Genomic DNA, 24,065 nt, shown 5'->3' with positions numbered 1-24,065 from the left:
ATGGTACGTGAATTCGAACTACCCGATGTCGGTGAAGGCGTCGCTGAGGGCGAACTGCTTCGATGGCGGGTCGAGCCGGGCGACTCAGTTTCGGAAGACCAGCCAGTAGCGGAAGTCGAGACTGACAAAGCTGTCGTTGACGTCCCATCTCCGGTAAACGGTGTTGTCGAAGAACTTCGCGCCGCGGAAGGAGAGCTAGTCCCAGTTGGTGATGTGATTATCGTCTTCCAGGTCGATGGTGAAGACGAACCGGACGGAACTGAACCAACGCCTGCAGACGACGCTACTGCGGACAGCGGGCACCAAACCGACGACGAAGCACCAACACAGCCAGCCGAAGATACGCAGTCAGAACCAGCGGTGACACAGCGCGTCCAGGTCGCCGCTCCGCCGTCTGTACGGCGTCTGGCCCGCGAACTGGGCGTCGATATCTCCAACATTGCGGACTCGTCTCTGGGACGCATAACAGAATCGGATGTTCGCGCGCACGCGAACACGGACTCTTACTCCTCAACTCAGGAGCAGTCAAACCAGCAGACCGCTGCTGCAGAGCGACAAAAACAGCAGGCACCTTCGACGCAGTCTGTCAGCTCAGTTCAGGCGAGAGAAACGGCAGACCGGGAGACGACGGTGGCCGTCCCGAAAACCAGACACGTCGCAGCGGAGGAAGGGATCGATCTCGATACTGTCCCCACTGATGAACGAAAGGACGGAGAACCCTTTGTCACGCTCGAAGCGGTCCAAGAGTACGCAAAGGCCCAACAGCAGGCACAGAAAAACGATAAAGAAGCAGTAGCCGAGAGGGCAGCGGCTGACGAGTCGGCACGCCCGGAGTCTCGGACGCCGTACAACGGGATCAGGCAGACGATCGGAGCCGCGATGACGGAGTCGAAATCTACGGCCCCACACGTCACTCATCAGGACGAGGTCGACGTGACTGCGCTGGTCGACGCTCGTTCGACCCTCAGACAGGCGGCCGAGGAGCACGATATCCGACTGACGTACATGCCGTTCGTGATGAAAGCGTGTGCCGCGGCCCTGCAGGAGAACCCACAGGTAAACGTCTCTCTCGACGAAGCAAACGAGGAAATCGTCGAAAAGCAGTATTACAACATCGGTGTCGCAACGGCGACTGATGCCGGGCTGCTGGTTCCCGTTGTCGAGGATGTTGATGCGAAGGGCCTGCTCGAAGTCGCATCGGAAACTAACGAAAAAACCCAGAGAGCGAGGGAACGGAGTCTTTCGCCGGAGGAAATGCGTGGCGGGACGTTCACGATCTCGAACATCGGCGGGATCGGCGGGGAGTACGGAACCCCGATCATCAATCAGCCGGAAAGCGCCATTCTGGCACTGGGAGAGATCAAAAAGAAGCCACGGGTCGTCGAAGCCGATGGTGAAGAAACGATAGAACCACGTCACGTGATGACACTATCGCTCTCGTTCGACCATCGAGTGCTCGACGGCGCAGACGCCGCACGGTTCACGAACTCCGTACAGAAGTACCTACGAAATCCAAACCTGCTACTACTAGAATAATGGTCGTTGGAGATGTCACTACCTCGACTGACGTACTGATTATCGGCGCGGGCCCTGGCGGATACGTTGCCGCAATCCGTGCTGCACAGCTCGATCTCGATGTCACGCTCGTTGAAAAGGGTGAGTATGGGGGAGCCTGTCTCAACCGTGGCTGTATCCCCTCTAAAGCGCTGCTCAACGGTTCAGAACTGGCAACAGAGGCGGGACAGGCGGAGGAACTGGGGATTTACGCAGACCCAACAGTTGCGCTCGACGAGATGATTAGCTGGAAAGACGGACTCGTCGATCAACTAACGAGCGGTATCGAGCAATTATGTACGGCAGCCGGCGTGAATCTGATGAAAGGAACAGCCGAATTTGCCCATGAAAACAAGATCAGAATCGTCCATCAGGGAGAGGGGCAGGGCTCTGAATCACTGAAATTCGACCACTGCATCATCGCAACGGGGTCCAGGCCGATTGAAGTCCCAGGGTTCGACTTCGACGACGACCGTATCGTTTCCTCCGATGGCGCTCTGAACTTCGAAACGGTACCCGACGAACTCGTGATCGTTGGTGCCGGATACATCGGTATGGAGCTAGCAACAGTCTACAGCCGACTCGGGAGCGACGTCTCGGTAATCGAGATGCTAGAGCAGGCGCTTCCCAGCTATCAGGAAGATATTGCCTCGATAGTCCGGAGGCGAGCAGAGCGTCTCGGTGTTGACTTCTACTTCGGGTACACGGCGGACAGCTGGGCAGAATCGGAGGGTGAAGCCGTCCTGACTGCTGTTCCCACCGACGAAGCGGCGCATGATAGCGAGATAGAACTCACTGCTGACAAAATACTCGTTGCCGTGGGCAGACGCCCGGTGACTGAAACGCTCGGTATCGAAGCTGTCGGCGTCGAAACCGATGCTCAGGGGTTCATTCCAACGGATAGCAGATGTCGGACGAATAAGGAGCACATTTTCGCAGTCGGTGACGTTGCGGGTGAGCCGATGCTGGCACACAAGGGATCGAAAGAGGGGGAAGTTGCAGCGGAAGTAATCGCCGGTGAGCCCGCCGCAGTCGATTACCGTGCACTCCCGGCTGCGGTGTTCACTGATCCGGAAATCGGAACCGTTGGGCTGACCGAGGACGAAGCTGCAAACGAGGGTATTACTCCAGTTACAGGTGAGTTCCAGTTCCAGGCGTCTGGACGGGCACTAACAGCAAACCGGACAGAAGGCTTTGTCCGAATTGTCGCCGCAAAAGAAACTGAGCGTGTGATCGGTGCACAGATTGTCGGTCCGGAGGCATCCGAACTGATTGCAGAAATCGCGGTCATGATCGAAATGGGTGCAAAGCTTCAGGACATCGGTTCCACTGTCCATGTGCATCCAACATTAAGTGAAGCGGTAATGGAAGCCGCACAGAATGCGAGAGGGAAAGCGATCCACAGACAAAACTGACTTGTCGATATTGATACCTCAGGAATCAGATTCACCCTCAAAACCGATGTATCTATACCCAGCTATAGCCTATCGGATATTGTTTACTGAGACGAAACAACAGTTTGGGAACAGAACATCCGCTGAGTGACCACTACGTTATTTTGTAGGTAGAGATCGAAGCTAGTCCCCAGCGTCGGACACCAGACACGTTCCGGATTCAGTCGTTAGCGACCGTCTGGCTTGCGCCACCGTCACTGGCGCTCAGCTTGTTCTCCTCTTCTTCGGGTCTCGGTACGTCTGTTGGAAGGTTTTCGTACAGAATTCCCTTGCTCGCGTTGTAGCATGTCATGAGATGTCATGGCTGATGGAAACAAATAAAACCGTCCCTTATTCTGTACCGTCCAATATTAACATTCCGAGAATATTTATATATCGACCAATGTTTCAGAACGAGGCAATAGAGTATCTGTTTGGATTTAGTGTAGCTGTGGATGCACTCAACCCATTATTTGAGGACAAAGTTCAGTCATTGTATCGTATGCTGCTATTTCCTGTCATTTGATTTTTCTATAGCGTCGGATACAATCAGAAAATCTTGAATTATGTACCATATCGTCGAATATCTACGATTTGGTCTGGTCGCAATCAAAACAAGTGGGTTAGATGTCGGGGTACTGTGATGTCATGCAGTTCTCTTCACAGAAGAAATGCTCTGTTATCTCTCCGTCCGGATCACGTATCGTAACCCCGCTGAACTGCATCTGTTCGCTGATCACTTGTCCACAGTAATCACAGCGGTAGCTCGGTGACCCGCCGACCAAGATTCGAGTTGACTTATTTTGGATATTCGGTTCGGCAGCGGCCGTGTTGCTGCTGGCTTCCATAGTGCAACGAACAGTTGCTAGTGACTGGTCCAGCTCAGTTTGTCCATTCATCGTTTGTATCGATTCGTTGTTGACAGGGGTCGGACTTGTTCCGTCTACTGTTACACAGTACTCTGGGGCCGCTACTGTCGCTTCACCGACGTTTTCCGCCTATACCGGGTTACTGCCCGGACTGTGGTGGTCTACGTGGGTTATCAGGGAGAAAGTGTAAAGATCGTATAACCGGACGCTACAGTCGCTAATTGGCTCGCTTTCCGGGGCGTTTCTACCGTTTTGGTACCCGGTTCCATACTATCCGGTACGGAACTTTCGTATTTAATCATTTGGTTAGTGCCTATGGTTTCGCCACTGAGATGGGCTCGCTCATAAGCTCAAAGCGAGCCAGGCGTTTTATAGGGATGACTGCTGCAGACCCTAGCTACGTTGTGCAGCCTTGCTGTACTCACAGGTCTCGTCCAATTATATTCGTCGAGTGTGAACACCACTCACAAAACTATTAAGTGTACATCCATTAAAGATAATCGCATGAATCCGGGCGTCAACTGTATGGCTTGGCAGGCAAGCCCGCTGTCCCGGCACTTGATCGGTGCAGATCCTTTCACATCCGGCTTTACGTTTTTTACATTTTTCAAATTTTAAACTGACGTAGACCACCACAGTGCGGGCAAACGCCGGCACACAGGTGGAAAACGTCGGTCCTGGCTGGTTCCCAAACACCAGCCGACGGTTTTCGGGTCGCGATGACCCATCTCACGAAGCGCTGCGACACTAACTACAAACCCATAATCAGCGACATCATGAACGCACAAAACACGCAGGAGTACCGTAGCCAACAATCAGCAGACATCGCAAACGCAGACCGAGCGCGGAGTGCAACCCCCGAAAGCGTTGAGAGCCAATCTATCAGGATCGTAATTAGCTCGATTGAAACGCGACACTGTGACCACTGCGGGGCATCAATTGACGAAAACGTCCGGTACCGTAATGTCACGACCAGAGATAGTGCTGGCAACGTTTCGGAATACGCGTTCTGCGGTGTCGACTGTAAGACTGCTCGGTTCCCGAGGCTTGGCTGATCGCTGGCTGGCGTGGCGCATTGTCAGTTTACAGAACGACTGACTTGGGAACCGGCTTCGTTTTGATACTACGGCCCGAGTCCTCATTCGGAGTGGCAGTCGCAGCCACCCTGTTCCAGAAACGCCACAATATCGTAGCTACGGCCGCAGTCCTCACACAGCACCTGTACCTCGTTGATGATGTTGAAATCGCCTGCCGAGATGGCGTTGTTCTTTTCGAGGCTCTCGATAGTCTGCCTCGTTACAGCGGTGGTTCGGCCCCGAAGACGCTGTATTGAGTCGATGGCGTTTTCTGTCCGTTCTGCGGGCGTCTGCTCGGGCCGGGCCGCCCCACGGTCGTTCTTGAGATAGCGATACACCGTCTGGTGGGAGATAAAGTCGTCCATCACCGATTCGATATCGACCCCGCTCTGTTCGAGACGTGAGCGTATGAGTGGGGCGTCCGCGTCGTCTTCGCGAAGTGACTGATAGACCTGTTGGATGTCCCCACTCAATGTCGGAGCGTCGCTCCCTTCGATGGCGGACTCGAGCACCGATCGATTGAAATAGTCAGCGAGGTCTCGGGTACTTTCTTCCTCTCCGTCGGCGCCGACCCACCGATCTTCGAGCTCTGCACCCATCCCGACAAGATCGTATTTTCGAATTACGGCATCGATCTTGTTCGTTCCCCCCCCGGACTGTGAGTCGTCTGTGGTCATGTTCCGATTTAGATGAACCCCATAGTTACTAAACACTCCCGCATACCGTGAGGACTGTCGAGCTTTCACACGGAGAGCTTTATCAAGCTCGTGCTCTGGAACAAGTTGGCCGATTCACGAACTGGATTGCTCATCTGATTCGGATTCGGGCTCGCGAACCCACGTCCCCGGGACCGGGGACTGCCGGATGATCTTGGCGCTGACACCACCCATGACGTACCTGCTGAAATCAGTCTGTCCGTGTGTCCCCATGATCGCGAGATCGATTTCGTTCTCGTCGATGTCGTCGCAAATCACCTTCGCGGGGTTCCCGTGTTCGATGACGCTGGTGACCGAGTCAAGCGACGTCTCCTCGACTTTCTCGGTCGCTTCGGCCAGCATTTCATTTGCCCGTTCAGTCAACTCGCCCTCTTTCAAGACGGAGCGTGCATCCGGCCCGAGGCCGCCGGTCTCGACAACGTGAAATAGGTGGAGCGTTGCTCCCGTTGCCCTCGCGACATTGATCCCCTCTGCCACTGCGAGTGCTGCGCCACGACTTCCATCCGTTGGGACGAGGACGTGCTTGGGGGGATACACGAATGGTCGATCTCCGGCAGGGTTGACCGAAACGACGGGAACCGCTGCCGTGTTGATGACACGTTCGGTGACACTTCCGAGCAGGATTCGCTTGATCCCACGCTGTCCGTGCGTCGGCATAACGATACAGTCAATGTCGGACTGTTTGCTGTAGTCGACTCTTGACTTGTGCGGGTCTCCCTGAAGGACCGCAGAGACGACAGGGACGCCTTCGTCTTTCGCATATTGTGCGGCTTCCGCCACGATGCGCTCCCCTTCTGTTTCGAGAACGTCAATGACCTCACCACGGATTGTGGTGACGCTGTCTCGGCCAGTGTCTGCGACGTTGAGGATGTGAATCGTCGCCTCGTGTTCGGCTGCAATCTGTAGTGCGTATTCAAGGACCGATTCTGCTGCGTCGCTCCCGTCAGTCGGGAACAGGATGGTGTCGTACATACTGGGAGTCGCTTGTTTGATTGCCGGTCCGCTATCTTCGCGGCGGCGGACGTAGCGCGGTGGTCGGAGCGGGCTCCCTGCTTGCGTCCCCGCCTCGATTGTGGTCTCTGAGATCCTGCTGTGCCATTATCTGCGCAGCAAACTGTCTTTCGACGTCTTTTCAGATGCATGGTCTTTCAGAGACGCTGTTCGAAGAGCTACACAGTGTGGTTTAATAACATCTTGCCTGATTGACATTCACGTAACAGCCGACAAAAAGCAGTAACACACAGGTGAATGGTACTATGTGATTATTCAACGTGCGAGATACTCAACAACACCCAAGACGAGCGCCACTGCTAACGGTACAAACCACCACCCAAAAAAGAGTGGTGCTGGACTATCGACAACCGCCGCACAATCTTTCCACAGCACAAGTCCAATCATTAAAATTGTGGCTAGTAGAGGAAGTACTAGAACGTATTTCAAGAACAAATATATAGGGATGCCATTTAAGAGAACTATTCCAATTATCATTCAATAATTCCAAAGCCCAAATTTACTTATTGTATTAGCTCGTATTATCCTACTCATAATGATTATCATTGCCAGTGAACCGCCAACTAAAGCCAGCGCAATTTGACTTCTGTTTGAGAGATTATAGCCGATCATATATCGATCAACAATTATTGTGTACTGGCCCAACTTGCTGGTTGGCACAATGATACAAACTAAACACTCCTCACATTTTTACTGTACCCCCTCCCGTGATGTGATATGGCAGCAGTCCGACGCCTTGTCATCGATGTACTGAAACCACATGACCCGCCGTTACTGACGTTCACCAACCAACTGGCCGACATTGAGAGCGTCGAGGGCGTCACTTCGTCACTGATCGAATTAGATCAGGAAGTGCAAAACGTCAAGCTCACGTTCGAAAGTGAAGACTTGGACTTCGAAGCGATCGAAGAAACGATCGATAATCTCGGCGGGTCAGTACACTCCGTGGATCAGGTTGCCTGCGGTGACAGCATCGTGAGAGATCGACGGACGTTACAGGATGCCTGATGCGCAGTGGCGTCCATTCGACAATTCCTCAGGCGTCTTCTCGGGAAGGAAGATGTCCGTGCGATCTCGCGCCGGTACTTCATCTCGAACGGCTTCGACGGGACGCTGACGAGCATCGGCATTATCGTCGGCGCTGTCCTTTCTGGGGTCCCCGATGGGTACACTGTAATCAAAATCGGACTGGGCGCGGCAGTCGGTCTCGGGACCTCTGCGGTCTGGAGCGTCTGGGAAATCGAACGAGCCGAAACCCGGGCCGAAATCAGGCGCACCGAGCGAGCGATGCTCAAAGATCTCGACGATACCCGCGTTCAACGCGACCAGAGCGGTGCCCGCTTCGTACACGCCATAATGAGCGGCCTGGGGCCACTCATCGGTGTTCTGATTCCACTGACCCCGTTCGTTGTCGAGGGGACCGTTGTCACAATGGCAGAGGCGGCACTCATCGCGGTCGGCCTGGGTATCGGTGTGTTGGGTGCGTTCGGCGCTTACATGGGTTCGATTTCGGGCCAGCGGTGGTACGTTGCCGCAGCGCGGATGGGACTCGCCGGGTTGGTCGTCGCAATTCTTAATCTCTTTCTTCCGGGGTGAGAGACTGCGACTCTGTTCTGACTGGAGGACAAATCCCAACTTGCTTTCCATTGGCCGCCATACATGGTTGTAGATGCGTGTTGGCTTGCGGCAGCTCAAACGGCCGTTGTGCTACGTGATGGCGCTCTTGTATGTCGCCGCGGGAGGTTTGCATTTTGTCGTGCCAGACTTATACGTCCAGATCGTGCCACCGGTCTTGCCGGCGCCACTTGCGCTGGTGTACCTGTCCGGTGTCGCCGAAATCGCTGTCGGGCTCGGCCTGTTGGTGCCCCGGACGCGTTCGTACGCTGCATGGGCGACGATCGCATTGCTCCTCGCAATCTTTCCCGCGAACGTGTATATGGCCGTCTCCATGGTTACCATTGAGGGGACGGGTGGCGGCGATCCGTCTGCGCTGGCCCGCTGGGCACGGTTGCCGCTGCAAGGCGTGTTGATTCTCTGGGCGTACTGGTACACCGACTGAGCGTGGAGAACGCCCCGAGTGGCCGGGCCGGCTCGGTCGTATTTCATCGTCTACGATGGATTTGAACATCACCGTCGTCACTAGTTGTGAGCCGAAGCTGTCGGCGTGGACGTGACTGGTAGCCAGCGCCGCTGGGCCCTGAGGATTTCCCAACGAGGCCGGGAGAGCTGCTCACCACCATCATGCCGAGACCCAGAACTACCGCGAGCGACCGCCAGTTTTTCAGCGGATATCCGCTTGGAAGACGCAACGCGATGCCCGTGTCTACGACAGTGGAGTCATCCGCGAAGAGGATGCACGGCACAGATGACATTTGGCTTTTTGCGTTTCCAACACTCTGGGGATCTACTTTGACAGATTAAATGTGAATGGATAGTGATTGGAAACCGGTACACATTGACACTACACGTGGATTCACACTAATGACACAGAGATATACTGTCAATCCATAAGACATATTCGTAACTGCAGCATAGATACATGTCGATATGCCCTCCAGAAGTCGTAAACTCCTCCCGACGAACAGCGAACAGTGGCGTCTAGCGCATGAAGACCTCCACATCAGAAACACCAGCGATACCAAACATGATGTCCGCATAGAAATATACGACAGTGAGGTGTGTTGTCATACAGCCCGCTATCAGCTCTTGTCAGGCCAGTCTGGCTGTTCGGTCAACTTGTTACAGGCTGGCTGCTACAGGGTTAAGGCCGTTCTCGATCGACAACACGAGTCAGTCGCTGCCGTGACAGTCTCCGACGAGCCCGAACAGACGATCTTCGTCCACATTCAGAACGACGGGGTCACGATCAAGGAAGGGGTGACTCCCCCGCGCCCCTGAACTAGCGTGTCGCCTCCCCCTCGTCTCCCGCGCGCAGGATCGAACGAAATAGGGTAAGCCCATCTTTAACACCCATCGGAACCAAATAACAAATGGAATGAGCTCTGCATCTACATCGGACAGGTCCCCCGAGTCTGCCGACCCAGTGTCGGGCTATCGCGACACGCTTGCGTCGATTTATCACGAATATATCGGTGAACCAGCTAAAGAGCGAGATATCTATGTTGGGTTCGGACTCTTTTTTGCTGGAGTTACGCTTGCCGTCGTCGGATTCTGCCTCTTTCTGTACAGTAACGCTCTGGAGTCCGGGAGCGCACCGTACTGGCAGATTCGCGAGGTTGCACTCGTCGTCGGATTCGTCGGACTGCCCTCCGTGCTGTTGAGCGTCGTCGTACTCCTGCCAGTCGGCTTCAAGACCTGGGTCGTCAGTGCCGCCGGCACGTTGTTCTGTCTCGCCGCAACGATAATTCTGATTAGCGTCTTTCCGTATGGATGGACGAACAGTGGCGGAATCAACGGTAGTGTCTGGACGATTAGCGTTTACGCCTCTGGCTTAGTCATGCTTGCGGCCTCCACAGGAGCAGCGCTGGTTGCACACTACCTCGAGAAAGCGGCAACCCCAAGCGACGCAGCTGAACCAGTTGAGTCGGTCGAGAGCGAGTCAGAGTCTGTCAGCAAAGCAGATGTGGACGACGATATCGAACAGGCACTAGACGGAGCGGAACTATCGTGGGGTGGTGTCGAACAGCAGCCAAAAACTAAGCGGCTAAATCTGGATATGCCAGAAACGGACTCTGATCTCGATCGGACGGCTATCGAGAACTCCGAGGCGACCACGACACGAGCCGACAGCAATGACGTTGATGACGCAGTAGATGGACTCAGGCAACTACAGGGTGGCCAATCAAAGACGGACCGAAGCACCGGTACCGAAGAACAGGTCAACGCTCTCACGCAGTTTCGAAATGAGCAGGGCGAAGACGACGATGTGGAAACCGGTGTCAAAGAGCAACGAAGCATTGTTACTCGTCTTCGGTCATTGCTCTTTGAATAAGTCGTCTGCTCACTAGACACTCCGCGGTGGTTCTCTTGTTGTTTGGTTTATATTGTACTAATATGTTCCTACGAACCATTCCGTCTGTTATCATAAATAACATGTAAACTATTGCAACAAAACAAGATAGTTTTTTCAACTTGGTGGGAGGAATGCAACTGTATGCCCCAAGGTCTCGATGTCGGTACGATGAACCTCCTGTCTGCACGCCAAGATGGTAACGAAACGGTATTCGTGCAGCAGCGGAACTCCTTCGTCGAAATTGACTACAGCGACATGGCCGAACAGATGCTGTCGAGAAGTGATGTTCTCCACATCCGCAAGGATGATCGGGTCTACATCGTTGGTGATGACGCCCTGAACTTCGCGAATATCTTCAGTGAGGAGACACGCCGCCCGATGCAAGCCGGGATTCTCTCAAGCGACGAGCAGTCAGCTATTCCGATGATTAAGCTCATTACTGAACAGGTGGTGGGACAGCCGGAGTTCCCGAATGAGCGCCTGTTTTTCTCGGTTCCCGCGGACCCAATCGATGCCGATGTCTCGACGCTATATCATCAAAAGACGATTGAATCCCTACTCACTGATATGGGCTACAGCCCGGAACCGATCAATGAGGGGATGGCCGTCATCTACTCCGAGCTTGCCAACCGTGAGTTCACCGGCCTCGGTATCAGCTTTGGCGCTGGGATGACCAACGTCTGTCTGTCGTACTATGCAGTCCCCGTAATGAAGTTCTCCATCGCACGCGGTGGCGACTGGATCGACGAGCAGGCTGCACAGGCGACCGGCACGCCCGTCGATAAGGTCACCTCGGTTAAGGAGGAGGACTTCGACCTCAACTTCGAGACGGACGTCGGCGGTATTGAAGGCGCACTGAGTATCTATTACGACAATCTCCTCGACTATGTCATCGAGAACATCATCAGTGAAGTCGATGAGGAAGATGTCGAGGAGGGACTGGATGTCCCGGTTGTCGTGACTGGTGGGACATCCAGTCCTGACGGCTTCGAAGAGTTGTTCGCCGAACGGATCAACGAGTCCGAGATACCGTTCTCAATCAGCGACGTCCGCCAAGCCGAGAATCCACTATATAGTGTCGCACAGGGTGCACTCGTCGCAGCGCGGTCGGAAGAAGAGCGCGAGGGGCAAAACGAGCAAGCCGAAGAATCCGACGCCACAGCCGAATAACGGCTGGGCTCGAATAGAAGCACTGTTTGCCGGCGTCAGTCGAACATACCACTGGTCCCGTCCCGGGCAGTACAACTGACGCCGGATGCTACTCAGTTTCTTCCCCGTTTTCGTCGGCTTCAGTCTCCGTGTCTTGGCTATTCCCATCGTTCTCATCAGATTTGGCTGTAACCTCCTCGCCTTGTTCAATTTCGCTCTCGTCGAGAACACGATTCAATTCGTCAGCCGCGTCCTGCTGGAACCTGTCAACGTCTGATCCCAGAGATATTCCCACCGCGACACCAGCCTGTTCAAGCGAGAACTCTGGTCGGTCTGTGGGCTCGTCCTGTTCCGGAATCGAAACGCTGGGTGTACGGCCAGTGTTTTCGGGTCTATCGGGGTTAGAATCAGGATTCTGGTTGAACCGAGCGAGAGCGAACTCCCAGGACTCTGGGGGGGAGGCCTCGTTGTGATGCGACGCAGAGATGTCTGCGAAGCCGCACGATTCACAGACGATAGCTGTCTGGTCAGCAGTCGCAAGCGTATACGTGCTGAGATCGGATTTGCAGCGGGGACACCGCATATTGGACCATGCGTGCCTCTGCTATACAATGGTTCCGTCAGTTACCGCCGTCCAGGGAACGAGTTATGGGATGGGCGACCGATGTTGGAGGCGATGCCGGAGATCGAGATTACGGACACACAACAGGATGACTTGACGTCGATCCGGGAGGATCTTGAAGACGCATTCATCGAGACGTACGGCCACATTCGTACGCAAGATGTCGTTGACTACCTCCTCGATACATACACACCGCCGGACCAGTTGGAAGACGAGCACGGCCTGAGCCGTACCGACTACGAACGAATCGCCTCGGCTGAGTATCCGGAACTCCAACACATCGCGTCCGAGGTGCCGGAAGTTCCCGGAAGCGGTATTGAGGCCGACGAGATGCGGGGGAAGCTGCTCGCAGCACTTGGAACGAGTGAACTTGCGGATCGCCTCGCGGATATCGAACCTGAAAGAAGAGCGAACGAGAGGGGTGAGGAGGTGGCCGCCGGCCCAACGATGCTGGGGGACACGCCAGACGACGGACGTAGCGCCGCACAGCCCGATACGTCGACACAAACTACATCGTCATCCGATACCATCGAAAGCGCCGGCGCGGCCGAGTCGAATTCGGCAGCTGACGACACTCCGAGTGATACCCTTTCCGCTGCTAACCGCTTACTAACCGAACATGACGAGAAGTGGACCCGGTCAGCCGAGAACGACGAACCATACGAAGTCACACTTCCCGACGGTTCAACAGTGAGCGCCCGGACGAAAGACGACGTACGAAAACTGCTGTTTCAAAACTACTGATCGGGCTCTCCCCGCGAAAACACTGTCTGACCCCGACTCTCTCCACGAAATTACGTCCAATCGAGCGCCTATGACTCACCATCTGATACGTCCTCGAGGTAGCCGACCCGACACTGTGGGCAAACATCACCGGTAAAGAACGACGATTCACTCACGGGGAGTTCGAACTCGCACCTCGGACATTGATACATCGGAACTGAGTCGTTTGTGGTACTCTTTGAGCGGTCCGTTGAGTACGAATGTCCGTCTCGATCGTTTCCAATATCCGGTTCTCCGGGGGTTTCAGACGACGGTTCTGTCGTGTCTGTAGCAGCATCATCAATGATGACTGCATCGTCGTTATTCGATGGCGTGTAGCTGTCGTCATCTGGTTCCTCTGTCTCCGACAGTATCACGGCGTCATCAGTCGTTTCCAGAAGCGTCGATTCGGTCACCGACGGTGACTCGTCACTCGCCTCCACATCTGGAGCTGTTCCTGCCACATTGTCTGACGCAGCCATCGTCGATGCGGGTGGTTCGTTCGGTTCCGTTTCGTCCGCTGCCTGCCCCGGGTCTCTCGCTTCAGTCTTGACCTCCGCATTCTCTTTCACCCCCGCTGGCCTCTTGTTTTCGGTTCTGTGTTCGACTTTATCCGACTGCTCGCCATTCGCTCTCGATTCTTCTGTGGTGGATATCAAGCCCTGATTCTCAGAGATATTTCGGATATGCTCACAGCGCTCGCAAGACTTGTATTCCCGCACAGTTAGGACAGTGCCACGCTTACCTTCGTCATACGACTCCTCTATCGTCGACTCCCCGAAGTCGTGTCCAAATACCTCACAACGCAGTCCCATGCACGGCCATTTGCTTCGTACGATTAAGAATGTATTCACCAGCAGTGACATCTCTGTTGCGTTAGACGCAGGCAGGCACGCCTCTGCGATCAGCCTCACCCCGTCCAAAATCGATACTGATAGTGACGACTGGAGCTTCGAGATATTCGGCCCAAAGAAGACGACAAGTAGCGCGGCTGCTTCTATCTATTCCGTCTTCGGTATTGTCAGCTGGTATCCGAGATGCCTTTGATATTGATATTGATTGTGTTGTCAGCACCTTCACCGAAATACCGTCGATACCTCTGATTGCTGCAGTGTTTGACCACGGACTCAGATTGGCAGAGCAAGTAGTATAGTTCCCGCGGCAGTTGACCGTCCACAGCAAGCTCACAGCGCTTGCCTTTGAACTCAGTACTTCGGATAGGAACATGTCGGGTGAGGGTACCGCGTCACCCTTCTTGGCTTCCCTGCCGGAATCGATACAGTGGTCAAGTCGAGCAGACCGCGGCGGGCGCCTGCTCGACGAGATGTTTGAAGACCTCGTCGACGACGTGTTCGAGCCGGTTAGGAAGCGATCGACCGCGTCTCTCGACGGCGGTCGCTCGAAGCCACAACTCAGCCGGACGGCCGTGTTCTGTAGCTCCCGCTCAACCGGACGAATACCGTAGACATCCTTGTAATAGCAGTGGAGGAAGCCACGCATCAGCTCTGGTAGTTTGTGCTCTCGTGTTCGCCCCGTCTGCGCTGGGGCGAACACGTCGAACTCTTCGAGAAACTTGAGGGAGAGGTACTCAAACAACGCTAACGTCTCCGTCTCGACATTGAAGAACAAGTCTACCGAAGGATGACTCTGCAGGATCGCTGGGACCATTCCACTTCAGCGTTCACCCCGTCTTTGTTGTGGGAACCGTTCGATGGCTCCCCCCCAGTTCTGGCCAATTCGTGGGATAACCTTCGTGAGAGTGTTTCTACGAACCATCAAATGGCTTCACAGTCGCGCCTCGTAGTTGCTCCAGCGTTTTGTGCAGTTCTTCTACCAGTCCGTCGTGGCCAGCGGTATTGATCTCACGAATATGCGTTTCGTGAGGGACCGAACGATACGTCCAGGACTGGTCGGAGAGAACTGCAAACGCCTCAATATTAAATAGTCGGTCAGTCCACTCGTCAGTATCATCGGCTTGGATTTCTAGCAATGAATCGACAGATGTGCGATCCTCGGGGAGCACCGCCCGATGCTCGTGTTCTGAAGCGACGAAGATCCGATCTGATTCCGGCACCTGGGTCAACTTGTTTTGAAGAGTTTCGAACTGTCCATGAGCGGGGTCAAGTTCAACGTGGACGGTCGAGCCACGATCCAATATGACCTCCATAGCTCGATTCTCAACACCGATTATCCCTTCTTCGTCCCAGTCTTTGACTCCTGACGGACTTTGCGTAACCAACTTATGTGTTGGTTCCTCCTCATCTATCGAACTGTTCCTGAATGTCATCATCAGTGGAGAGGTGTTCGGATTGTATCCGCTTCATAGTTCTCTCTTATTACCCCCTAGACTCTATATTGCTGATTAAATCTACTGTAACCGCTGGTATGCGAACGGCTCTATGACACCCTCAAGTAACCCTATTCTAACCAAAACGTCGTGTTCAATCAAGATGAAACGTAACTCGGACGGATTTCTTGGTACCTATGCCGGAAACCAGCGATCTCAGTGGACATGGAGACTGAATTGAGTTGGATTTTGTGGAGCGTGCCGGCATCCGGGTCGGTGATGGTGTTGCCCACTACAAACCCGTCGAGAATCAGGTAATTACTCCGGTGATCCGGATCCGAGATACTGTTTGGCGAGAGTGAAAATTCGGATACACTGTGATCGTTATAAGAGTTTCCGGAGAACTACGGCTCACGGAGGGCGTTTTCGGCGATATTGTATTGAGAAATCGCTAGATAGAATCAATTAAATCACTGTATCTTACAAGCGTACGCCTGTTATATCATGATGGTGTCGTTTAGCCCTGCAAATTCAAGCCATAGGCTGGGAGAAATATTGCATGTCATCACGTAGCACAGGTGCGACGTTCGGATCTATTACACTATCGGCCACTGCTCCCACGCATTAATGATGCCAAGAACACCCCGTTTGCGTGCTTTGGCTGTCCCAACCCGGAAGACAAATACCCCAATCGCTGGGTAGGCAACCGACTGACCGACCATACCCCAAGGTCCAATTCTTCACTGTCTGCGAGCGCGATCTCGAATTCCACGGAGTCAGACGATGACTTATGACTCTACGTAGTTCAGCAACTGTTGGTTTAAAGTGTATATCGATATATGGAACTGTGGCTCTGTTGAAATTCTATTGGCTCGACACCTTTCCTGTTGAACAGTTGATAGGTGGGTGTGCGTATCTAACGGCGGGGTCTACGCGAACAGGGAAGACAGTCATAATGAATTTACCAGTGGAATGTCAACGTGTTAATATGGCAGTTGCATCCGTCGCGCGATACACGGGAAGCGCGCTTGACCTGACCATCGGCGTTGGGCTGCTTGGTATCGCCGCCTTGCACGCCGCCGCGGGCATTCCTATCGCCATCCTCCCAGCGATTGGTGGTATCGGGCTACTTGGGGCAGCAGTAGCACTCGCACCAATAAGTCGGCGGCGGTTGCGTCAACACGCAACTGCCCGTGACGACGCGATGCTCTTCGTCGGGACACTCGTCGTTGCGGCCATCACGCTCGCCGGGTTCTTCGTGCTCGGAACCACCTTCTAACTCACGCTCGGTGGTGTGTTAGACCAACAATCTGTATCTACTGATTAGAGTGATCGGTCGAGATTGTGAGCAAGGCAGGCGATAGTGAGTTCTCGGAACTGTTTCCACCAGTGCCGTGACCGGACGAACGCACCGTACTTGCGTTTGAGTCGGGAGTTCACCGTCTCGTTCTGACTACGCTGACCATAGAGATCAGCATCCAGTCGAGCATTCCACGCCTTGTGGAGTGACGAAAACTCGCGGTGCTTGATGAACGGTCGAACACCGGTCTCACGGGCTAATGCGCGAACCTTCTCGTCGTCGTATCCTTTGTCGCCAAGGAGAACCGCAAATTCCCCGGTATTCCGCTTGATGAGCGACGGCGCAATCTTTGAGTCGTGTTTTCGTGTCGTCGTTACGTGTACGTCGATAATCGCGTTCGATCTCGTGTCCACCAGAAGTGTCACCTTCAACTGCTGAATAGTTAGCTTCGTTCGCTTGGTGTAATGTTTCGAGGCGTGACTTCGGTCAAACCCTGAAGCGTCGATCCCAACGATACCGTTAGTCGGGAGAAGCGTGACCGAGGGATTAAGCAGAACACGTCAGGCCATATCGAGTCGGTTGAAGGCTTTGCACAACGTTGAGTGACGGGAGTTCGTCCAAGTTGATGGCGTTCCGAATGCGGGGCATTTCGATGAGTTCGTCGAGAAGCGTCCGATACGTCGTGTTCTTCCGAACTTTGAGACAAAGTAGAACGATGTGCTGGCGGAGTGTGTAACGTCGTTTTGAGAACTTCGAGGAGTAGCGGGCGACATCTCGTTGAGCCAAGTGGAATGCCTGCTCGACAAACCGGAGTAACCGCGACTTCGGGAGGGCCTGCATCTGGTCACACTATTGGGCGGACGTGTAACCCTCTGAGGATTTCAACAGAGCCGGAACAGTGTCTTTGGAAGTTGAGACTACAGCGGGTTTGGCGGGGCTCTGATGCGTGGTTTCGCCCGACCCAGTGAACGGAAACTGACTCAGGTTATTCTCCAAACGCCAATTTGGTTGAAGTACAACAGACACGCGAACGCGAAGTAGAAGAATTGGAGCCCGAAATCCTTCGAGGCTGTCGTGGCCATGAATCGCTTAATCGACCTGTAGCCGTTTTCAATCCCCACCGATACCCATACTCGGTGAGAAAGGCACTATTGGTGTTTGTCATGAACACCGAGTACTGGCGTATCGTGTTCAGAGTACTGAACAGTCGGCACTCAACCTGTGCATTATTTTTGATCTTCGGAACTCCTCATAACCTAATATATTTCAGAAAGGCCCAAAAGCCCAAAACAAGATACCCGATCTGGATATATTTGTGCCCAGAATTAAAAGAAAAAGAGAGAATTGCTATCAATAAGAACCCTAAGCTAGTAATTATAAGGCCCTGTTTTTCTTTCATACTAGTAAACATAGAAGAGAAGGATTAAAAAATGTCGATACAAATATATTCTTCTATTCTCCCGCTACTACTCACAGGGAAACAGATCCACTTAAAAGGACGATAAGGACAATAGCGACTAGCGGATGGCTTCGAGGTCGATATCAACGGCGTACCAGTCGAGGATTAACACGATGAGTGCGCCGATAAGCGCGGTCATGGCAAAGGTTTGTATCGTGGAAACGCTCCACGTTACCGAGTATTCGGCACTGTTGAGTGTCGTGATCGGCGCTCGAAGTGCGCCTAAGACCAACGAAATGAGAAACGCGTAGGTTATTTGCTGGTACGCATCGAGTGCGCGGCGAATTATTCTAGCGACTGTAAGGAGGCCGACGAGTCCTCCAAGGGTGAATATCGCTACCTCGTCACCCGCATTAACGAGTGTCTCGAGAGATCCAGTCGTTACTGCTGTACCAATACCATCAAGGAAGTCACCCAATTTCGCATACATGTATGTGTACTGGCCCAAGATCACGAGTAATAGTGAGCCGGAGAGTCCGGGAAGAATCATCGCGCTGATGGCAATAGCCCCTGCAACGAAGAGTACAGGGAGACTTCCAGTTTCAAATAGTGCTTGCGATTGCCCGGAGATCACGAAGGCAGTAACAGTCCCTGTGATAGCTGCAAGTATCTCAGGGAGCGTACGGATTGCAGCTGCTCGAAGAAGGACGACTGCCGATGCACCAATGAAACCAAAGAATAGCCCAAAGAGTAGAACTGGTGTGTGTTCGTTTGCCCATTCGACTGCCTGACCGACGAGGATGATCGCTGTACTGATTCCCCCAAGTAGGGTGAGTAAAAACCACCCGTCGACTTCGTTCCAAACTCGGGCGATTTGGGCTGGTGAGGTGCTACCGTGCAGTGGAGAAACTGCGCGGACACCGTTTCCGATGCGGCTGGGAGTGACAGCAGCAATTGCTGTCAAGAGCCGCCCGTAAATACCTGTAAGGAGAGCAATTGTCCCGCCTGAAACACCAGGTACGCCATCAGCAGTGCCCATCAATAATCCGATGAGAAATACGCGCATCGACTCTTGGGGAGACGGCAACGTTTCAGGGAATGTCATCGGCTTGTGTGACTTGTCGGGCGATTCCATTCGCGGAATTGTATCAGCGCTGTCACAAATGTTTTTGGATATGAAATTCTCAAATATATTTCCATACCGTTCGCCACAGCCCAGGATCGGCGATAGACATTCGACTGTATTAAACTGAAAGTATCATTTAAGTAGTCTATTGTTCGGATTCAAAGACCAATTGATTGTAGTTGCTGATTTCACTAATGAATCCTATATAATCATACGAAGGGATTTCTCACCCCCTGTCCGACTTTGTGGTCCTCCGGGGAAGTGAGCGACTGCCTCAGAACAAGTCCGGACGGAGTAACGACAGTGTGTCGGTCACCCAGACCAAACCAACGAGTCGTAGAGGTCGTGACGGCCACTGTTTGCACCCAGCGACCGATGGACGCGGTGGTCGAAACACTGATTTTCGTGCAGTGGGCAGGCAGTCGCATGAGTTGGCACCCTGATATGCTGGAACTTCGAGTAACACTGGACGTCAACGCTGACAGGCAATCATCACTTAGTTGGTAGGTCGTGACAACTGTTTCGGCAATCGGTTTTGATACCATGCTGGTGCTGGATATCGAGGGTTTCAGCCGTCATGGAACCGCTCTCGCTCTGTGTTTTTCATCGACTCACCGAGAAACACAATTGCATCCGCGAGTCGGTTAGATGATCTGAGTCGCACGGAAAGTGTCTGTTTAACAAGCGATCGTCTGTGCGGCGGCTGCGGTGAATAGCGACCAGGGATCATCCACTCACGCTGAGAGTTATAGCATTGTGCGAGTAGCGTATCCAATAGTGCGGCTGGTCTCGTTCATTTGAGGTGCTCGTAGCCCCACCTCTCCAGTATTGACGCCACAGTGTCGGGATTCTCTGCCGCCAGTTCGACGAACGCCTCACGCAGATCCGTTACCGAGACATCCTTCGAGCGCATACCGAGTTCATCGGCCACGTCGGCTCTCACTTGGTCCTCTAATTCGGCGTATTCGTCACGGAGGAAAGCGACATGTTCGTTATCTCGGTCTTCTTTGACCGTCTGTCGGCGAATGACGTACGGGATTTCGTTTGTACTCATGCTGTCGGTGGTGTCGCTTTCGGATTCGGTCTGAGATTCGGCTGTCGTTTCTGGTGTTGGGTCCAGCGCCGGGTCGTCCTGCTCGTCGGTCGTATCTTCGGCGAACGGGTCCTCTCCGGGCCCTTCTTTCATTCCCGCCATTTACGCCACCTCCTCGATAGCGCCGGGTTCCGGTGGGTTCGGGGCTTCAATCCCGGCCTGCGCTTCGAGGTAGCGAGCCAACCGGTCGTACTGCGCCAGCGTTTCGACCTCGTAGTCACGTCGGCGGTCGCGATGATCCCGGACATACGTGAACGCCGAGCACTGCTGTGCCCACGACCCTTCCATTAGAGAGGTACGGTCGCCGAAGATTTCTGGCGTCGAGTACGGAATCTCGCTAAGGACGCGCTTCTGGTCGTTTGTCCCCTTCACGCCGACTGGGACGGCGGCAAGGACGCCCACGTCGATTTCAAGCGTGTCTTCAAGCCCGGAAACGAGCTGTTCTAACCCCTCAACAGCGGCCTGACCTTTCGCACTCGGCTCAACTGGGATAACCAACGACCGTGTCGCGTTGATAGCGTTGTGTAGGTGTGGGCCTTCCGTCGCCGGGGGGTCACAAATCAGCACATCGTACTTGTTACGAACGCCAGCATCGGCAAGCGTGCTGAGTAACGCGGCGTGAATATTGAACGCATCCCCGACAGCGGCGGCTTGATCCTGTTCGCGGCGGAGCCAGTCCCCGAGATCGGCGAGTTGGTTGTGTTCAGCGATGACGTCGACGCCGTTTTCAGCAGTGACGATGAGGTCCTCAAAGTCACCTTTGGGACGGTTGATCATATGCCGGGCGAGATGGTCGACGTCCTTCGAGCGGTCCTTGTCGACGCCAAACAGCCGTGAGAGGTTTCCCTCTTGCGGATCTAGTGGGACGACCAGTGGCTTGAGACCAGCGCGGGCGTGTGCAACGGCGAGGTTCGCGGCGGTCGTCGTCTTGCCGACGCCGCCGGCCTCGCTGTAGGTGCTGTATGAGAGCATAGCTGGTTGTTATAGCTTCCAGTTGGAATAATCCATTGATTGAATTCTCTGTTTCAATCAACTGGTTCAACTAATCGATTCAACCAGCTAGTTCAATCGATTGGTTCAATTGTCAAGTACAAACAGCAATGCAAATCGACAAAAATGCTGTCTGAATACACCGCTGGCGGGCTGTGTCTGGTTATTCTGGAAGTTGAGAATATAGCGGGTTTAGCGGGGCTATGATGCGTGGTTTCGGGCGAATCGACGAGCGGTATCTGTTTCAGATCCCTCTCCAAACGGGGATTCTTGATGAACTGGAAACTAACCCGAGACATTTCCGAGTCTTTGGATAGTGTAGCCACTCAGACGCCACGCTAACACGGCGAGAGCCACCTCACTATCCGATTCCCGTCTCCTTCTTCAACAGCGTCAGCGTATTGTCGGCTGTTACGATCGGCGAATGCTCGTATTCACCAGTCAATTCGACCTGTACCAGTAAATCGACTGCTCGCCAGATTGAGTACAACAGACACGCGAATGCGAAGTAGAAGAACCGGAGGCCAAAGTCCTTCGAGGTCGTGGCGGCCATGAATCGCTTGATCGATTTGTAGCCGCTCTCAATCTCCCAGCGGTACCCGTACTCAGTGAGGAAGCCACTACCGCGATTAGACATGAACACCGAATACTGCCGGTGATCGTCGTGCTCAGAGTCTTCTTTCCGGCGGTAGATCAGCGTCGTCTCGTGCCACTCGTTCTTCCCGAGATGCAGCTTGCGGTCGGTCTCATACCGGTTTTGATCACGTCGGAGCAACCGCTTTGCCTGGGCTTTCTCACTGGTTTGCATCCGCTTCGGCACGACGTACGAGAGCCCGCGCTGGCTGATCATTTCCAAAACGTGCTGACTGTCAAACTCGCGGTCCATCAGCACGTTATCGACGTGAACGAGGTCCTCGGCAGAGTTGAGCAAGTCTTCGACGATTTCTACTCGTGTCTCTCCCTTTCGGACCGGGCGCGCATCCAGCACGATTGGAACGGCGTTGCCGACCAACTGGACCGTCGCCCACTGGTAAGCGTATTCATCGGTTTTCTCCTTCGTGCCGATGATTTCGTCCTCGTGACCAGTCCGATCCCTAGTAAACGTGTCGGCTTCCGTAATATCGATAGCGACGATCCCAGCTCGGAAGAACGCCTCCGTCTCTGCAACTTCACCCAGTAATCGATTCACAGCCTGCCGGTACATCTCTCGAATCTGCTCGATAGAGAGATTACGAATCTGACCGCGATGGGCGTGGCCCAACGGCGTCCGATCCCGAGTCGACTCGTAGACAAAACTCCGGGCTCCTTCGTTAGCAGCCAACCGTTCCCGAAGTCCGAGGTATGTTTGTAAGTCCCAGTAAGCGTTCTCGTGGATCTCACAGCTATCGCCACGATTCAGTGAGAATGCTGGAAAGACAACATGGCCGATATGGTCCGTAATCGATGCCGCTTCGTCGAGGATAGCTTGATTGTCTGGGTTTGATTCCTCTTGTTCATCATCGTGAAATGGAGGCTGACGTTCTGGTTCGCGCGGAACAGCAACACCTGCGTCCTGGGCTTTGATTAGAATCATCCGAGCCGCTGCCTGAATTGTCTCGCGAAGCTTTGTAGAGAATCGTTCGTGCCATGTACGCCACAGCGTGGACTGATCCGGTACTGTCTCTAAGCCCAGTTGCTCACAGAGCTCAACGTGGTGGGTGAGATACGTGAAGAGTGCCGTTTCGTGAGTCCAGCCGTGAAGTTCTTTCAGTAGGAACAATCGGAACAGTTGGACCATCCCGTACTGGCTCGCTCCAGAGTACCGGTCATGTGGTCGAAACTGAAAATATGCTACTGGATAGTGAGACACGAACTCGTCGACGGAGTCGTGGGACTTGTGGTCGAACCATGTGGAGGAAACGGCCTGAATATCTTCTTTCAGGGCGGTAAGAGAACTCCGGTCATAGAGTGACGTCGAATTATATGCTGGCCATTTAATGAATGATTGCTGGGCGATTCGCCGAAAGACAGTGCGTTGAGAATCACAACTCGCAACCACTGGAAGATGCTGGTCACGACGCGCTCAAAAATTCGTCTAACTGGTAATAGAGAATACACATTCAGCTCTCAATATCGCTAAGCAGTATGAGTGGCTTCTAGTCAGTACAGACAAGACATATGCCAATGAAACAACTGCAGTAGGTAATGAATCGTCGACAATTCCTCTCAATTTCAGCGCTTTCCATATTTTCCTCCGGTTGCATGGGAGGAACTCTTGATGGAACCACTGAAAATGACTCTACTGCATTGAACGTCACAGAAACCGAAACACCGACTGAACAATACGTTCCAGAACTTAATATAGAAAGTCATTCTCCAAATACTCACAAAGTCACAGTTCAGTTAGGTTCATTTGCAAGTGTCCCTACTGGAACTGGGACGCCAGTTGAGTCTGGTACCTTTGACTTAAACAAAGAATTTTCCCTCTCTCCCGGGGGAAAAATCAGCCTGGAAAAACACAGATCTCCGGACCATGATTACGATGTTCTAATTGCCGTTGATGGAACAGTAGTAGTTAGTGAAGTACTGTATGCATATGAGGGGATGACAGTTAAAGTATTAGACAGCAATACTGTGGATGTCCTCAGGTCCGATATTTAAAACGCACACAGGTTCGTACTCTATGGATTCGGATAATCTGAAACTCTTGGTTTGTATTATTTGCC

At 53.5% G+C, this 24,065-nt stretch carries 22 protein-coding genes and 3 pseudogenes; 12 read left to right on the top strand and 13 right to left on the bottom strand.

The window, feature by feature from the left end:
- Together IEY38_RS16510 and lpdA are read left to right on the top strand one after the other, a co-directional pair.
- Positions 1-1,536: a dihydrolipoamide acetyltransferase family protein gene (locus IEY38_RS16510; protein ID WP_188979585.1), complete on the top strand. Its 1,536-nt coding sequence runs from the start codon at positions 1-3 to the stop codon at positions 1,534-1,536.
- Positions 1,536-2,969, top strand: coding sequence for a dihydrolipoyl dehydrogenase (gene lpdA, locus IEY38_RS16505; RefSeq protein ID WP_188979583.1), 1,434 nt, complete (start codon positions 1,536-1,538; stop codon positions 2,967-2,969). The genes IEY38_RS16510 and lpdA overlap by 1 nt, the downstream gene beginning before the upstream one ends.
- 199 nt (positions 2,970-3,168) lie before the next feature.
- Here the strand turns inward: lpdA and IEY38_RS21690 are convergent, their stop codons facing one another.
- Positions 3,169-3,300 (bottom strand): hypothetical protein, encoded by a 132-nt coding sequence (locus tag IEY38_RS21690; RefSeq protein ID WP_268237885.1) that lies wholly within the window; start codon positions 3,298-3,300, stop codon positions 3,169-3,171.
- Between the two features lie 1,275 nt (positions 3,301-4,575).
- On the opposite strand from IEY38_RS21690, the gene IEY38_RS21945 reads away from it, so the two are divergent.
- Positions 4,576-4,911, top strand: a complete 336-nt coding sequence (locus tag IEY38_RS21945) for a DUF7576 family protein (RefSeq protein WP_446685132.1) — start codon at positions 4,576-4,578, stop codon at positions 4,909-4,911.
- An 83-nt stretch (positions 4,912-4,994) separates the two neighbouring features.
- On the opposite strand, the gene rdfA is transcribed toward IEY38_RS21945, so the two are convergent.
- Both rdfA and IEY38_RS16495 read right to left on the bottom strand, forming a co-directional pair.
- Positions 4,995-5,609 carry a rod-determining factor RdfA gene (gene rdfA, locus IEY38_RS16500; protein WP_188979581.1) on the bottom strand — a complete coding sequence of 205 codons (615 nt, stop codon included), beginning with the start codon at positions 5,607-5,609 and terminating at the stop codon, positions 4,995-4,997.
- Between the two features lie 114 nt (positions 5,610-5,723).
- Positions 5,724-6,620, bottom strand: a complete 897-nt coding sequence (locus tag IEY38_RS16495; RefSeq protein ID WP_188979579.1) for a universal stress protein — start codon at positions 6,618-6,620, stop codon at positions 5,724-5,726.
- Positions 6,621-7,376: 756 nt separating this feature from the next.
- On the opposite strand from IEY38_RS16495, the gene IEY38_RS16490 reads away from it, so the two are divergent.
- The 6 genes from IEY38_RS16490 (at position 7,377) to IEY38_RS16465 (ending at position 11,802) form a co-directional block, all read left to right on the top strand.
- The gene (locus tag IEY38_RS16490; RefSeq protein WP_188979577.1) at positions 7,377-7,667 is read left to right on the top strand and encodes a DUF211 domain-containing protein; all 291 of its coding nucleotides are present in this window, start codon (positions 7,377-7,379) and stop codon (positions 7,665-7,667) included.
- 6 nt (positions 7,668-7,673) lie between these two features.
- Positions 7,674-8,255, top strand: coding sequence for a VIT1/CCC1 transporter family protein (locus IEY38_RS16485; protein WP_188979575.1), 582 nt, complete (start codon positions 7,674-7,676; stop codon positions 8,253-8,255).
- A gap of 73 nt (positions 8,256-8,328) precedes the next feature.
- The gene (locus IEY38_RS16480) at positions 8,329-8,718 is read left to right on the top strand and encodes a DoxX family protein (RefSeq protein ID WP_326838520.1); all 390 of its coding nucleotides are present in this window, start codon (positions 8,329-8,331) and stop codon (positions 8,716-8,718) included.
- A 488-nt stretch (positions 8,719-9,206) separates the two neighbouring features.
- Positions 9,207-9,557 (top strand): hypothetical protein, encoded by a 351-nt coding sequence (locus tag IEY38_RS16475; protein WP_188979573.1) that lies wholly within the window; start codon positions 9,207-9,209, stop codon positions 9,555-9,557.
- A 97-nt stretch (positions 9,558-9,654) separates the two neighbouring features.
- The gene (locus IEY38_RS16470) at positions 9,655-10,611 is read left to right on the top strand and encodes a DUF7139 domain-containing protein (protein ID WP_229775345.1); all 957 of its coding nucleotides are present in this window, start codon (positions 9,655-9,657) and stop codon (positions 10,609-10,611) included.
- Positions 10,612-10,773: 162 nt separating this feature from the next.
- Entirely contained in the window at positions 10,774-11,802 is a 1,029-nt protein-coding gene (locus IEY38_RS16465; protein WP_188979571.1) for a disk-shape morphogenesis protein volactin, read from the top strand.
- Between the two features lie 88 nt (positions 11,803-11,890).
- On the opposite strand, the gene IEY38_RS16460 is transcribed toward IEY38_RS16465, so the two are convergent.
- Positions 11,891-12,364: a hypothetical protein gene (locus IEY38_RS16460; RefSeq protein WP_188979569.1), complete on the bottom strand. Its 474-nt coding sequence runs from the start codon at positions 12,362-12,364 to the stop codon at positions 11,891-11,893.
- Positions 12,365-12,457: 93 nt separating this feature from the next.
- On the opposite strand from IEY38_RS16460, the gene IEY38_RS16455 reads away from it, so the two are divergent.
- A complete protein-coding gene (locus tag IEY38_RS16455; RefSeq protein WP_229775344.1) occupies positions 12,458-13,147 on the top strand; it encodes a hypothetical protein in 690 nt (229 codons plus the stop codon).
- A gap of 68 nt (positions 13,148-13,215) precedes the next feature.
- Here IEY38_RS16455 and IEY38_RS16450 read toward each other — a convergent pair whose 3' ends face one another.
- The 3 genes and pseudogenes from IEY38_RS16450 to IEY38_RS16440 all read right to left on the bottom strand — a co-directional run bounded on the left by IEY38_RS16450 (position 13,216) and on the right by IEY38_RS16440 (position 15,332).
- On the bottom strand, positions 13,216-13,980 hold the full coding sequence (locus tag IEY38_RS16450; RefSeq protein ID WP_229775343.1) for a DUF7093 family protein: 765 nt from the start codon (positions 13,978-13,980) through the stop codon (positions 13,216-13,218).
- Between the two features lie 468 nt (positions 13,981-14,448).
- Positions 14,449-14,833, bottom strand: a pseudogene (locus tag IEY38_RS16445) (IS5/IS1182 family transposase); the annotation flags it as partial.
- 97 nt (positions 14,834-14,930) lie between these two features.
- The gene (locus IEY38_RS16440) at positions 14,931-15,332 is read right to left on the bottom strand and encodes a hypothetical protein (protein WP_188979566.1); all 402 of its coding nucleotides are present in this window, start codon (positions 15,330-15,332) and stop codon (positions 14,931-14,933) included.
- 1,108 nt (positions 15,333-16,440) lie between these two features.
- Between IEY38_RS16440 and IEY38_RS16435 the strand changes: the two genes are divergently transcribed.
- Positions 16,441-16,731 carry a hypothetical protein gene (locus IEY38_RS16435; RefSeq protein WP_188979564.1) on the top strand — a complete coding sequence of 97 codons (291 nt, stop codon included), beginning with the start codon at positions 16,441-16,443 and terminating at the stop codon, positions 16,729-16,731.
- Positions 16,732-16,775: 44 nt separating this feature from the next.
- Here the strand turns inward: IEY38_RS16435 and IEY38_RS16430 are convergent.
- The 6 genes and pseudogenes from IEY38_RS16430 to IEY38_RS16410 form a co-directional block, all read right to left on the bottom strand.
- Positions 16,776-17,592: pseudogene (locus IEY38_RS16430) on the bottom strand (IS5 family transposase).
- 149 nt (positions 17,593-17,741) lie between these two features.
- Positions 17,742-17,935: pseudogene (locus IEY38_RS21315) on the bottom strand (transposase); the annotation flags it as partial.
- A 334-nt stretch (positions 17,936-18,269) separates the two neighbouring features.
- Complete coding sequence (locus IEY38_RS16425; protein ID WP_188979562.1) at positions 18,270-19,286, bottom strand: DUF368 domain-containing protein; 1,017 nt, start codon at positions 19,284-19,286, stop codon at positions 18,270-18,272.
- 784 nt (positions 19,287-20,070) lie between these two features.
- Positions 20,071-20,472: a hypothetical protein gene (locus tag IEY38_RS16420; RefSeq protein WP_005538656.1), complete on the bottom strand. Its 402-nt coding sequence runs from the start codon at positions 20,470-20,472 to the stop codon at positions 20,071-20,073.
- On the bottom strand, positions 20,473-21,342 hold the full coding sequence (locus IEY38_RS16415) for a ParA family protein (protein WP_188979560.1): 870 nt from the start codon (positions 21,340-21,342) through the stop codon (positions 20,473-20,475). It abuts the gene before it with no gap.
- 379 nt (positions 21,343-21,721) lie between these two features.
- Positions 21,722-23,398, bottom strand: a complete 1,677-nt coding sequence (locus tag IEY38_RS16410; protein ID WP_188979557.1) for a transposase — start codon at positions 23,396-23,398, stop codon at positions 21,722-21,724.
- A gap of 146 nt (positions 23,399-23,544) precedes the next feature.
- Here IEY38_RS16410 and IEY38_RS16405 point away from each other — a divergent pair, with 146 nt between their 5' ends.
- The gene (locus tag IEY38_RS16405; protein WP_188979548.1) at positions 23,545-24,000 is read left to right on the top strand and encodes a hypothetical protein; all 456 of its coding nucleotides are present in this window, start codon (positions 23,545-23,547) and stop codon (positions 23,998-24,000) included.
- Positions 24,001-24,065 lie beyond the last annotated feature (65 nt).

Origin of the sequence: Haloarcula sebkhae (assembly GCF_014647415.1) — an archaeon.
Classification (GTDB): Archaea; Halobacteriota; Halobacteria; order Halobacteriales; family Haloarculaceae; genus Haloarcula; species Haloarcula sebkhae.
The sequence above is the reverse complement of the archived record's forward strand: the minus strand, read 5'-3'. Positions and strand labels throughout refer to the sequence as shown.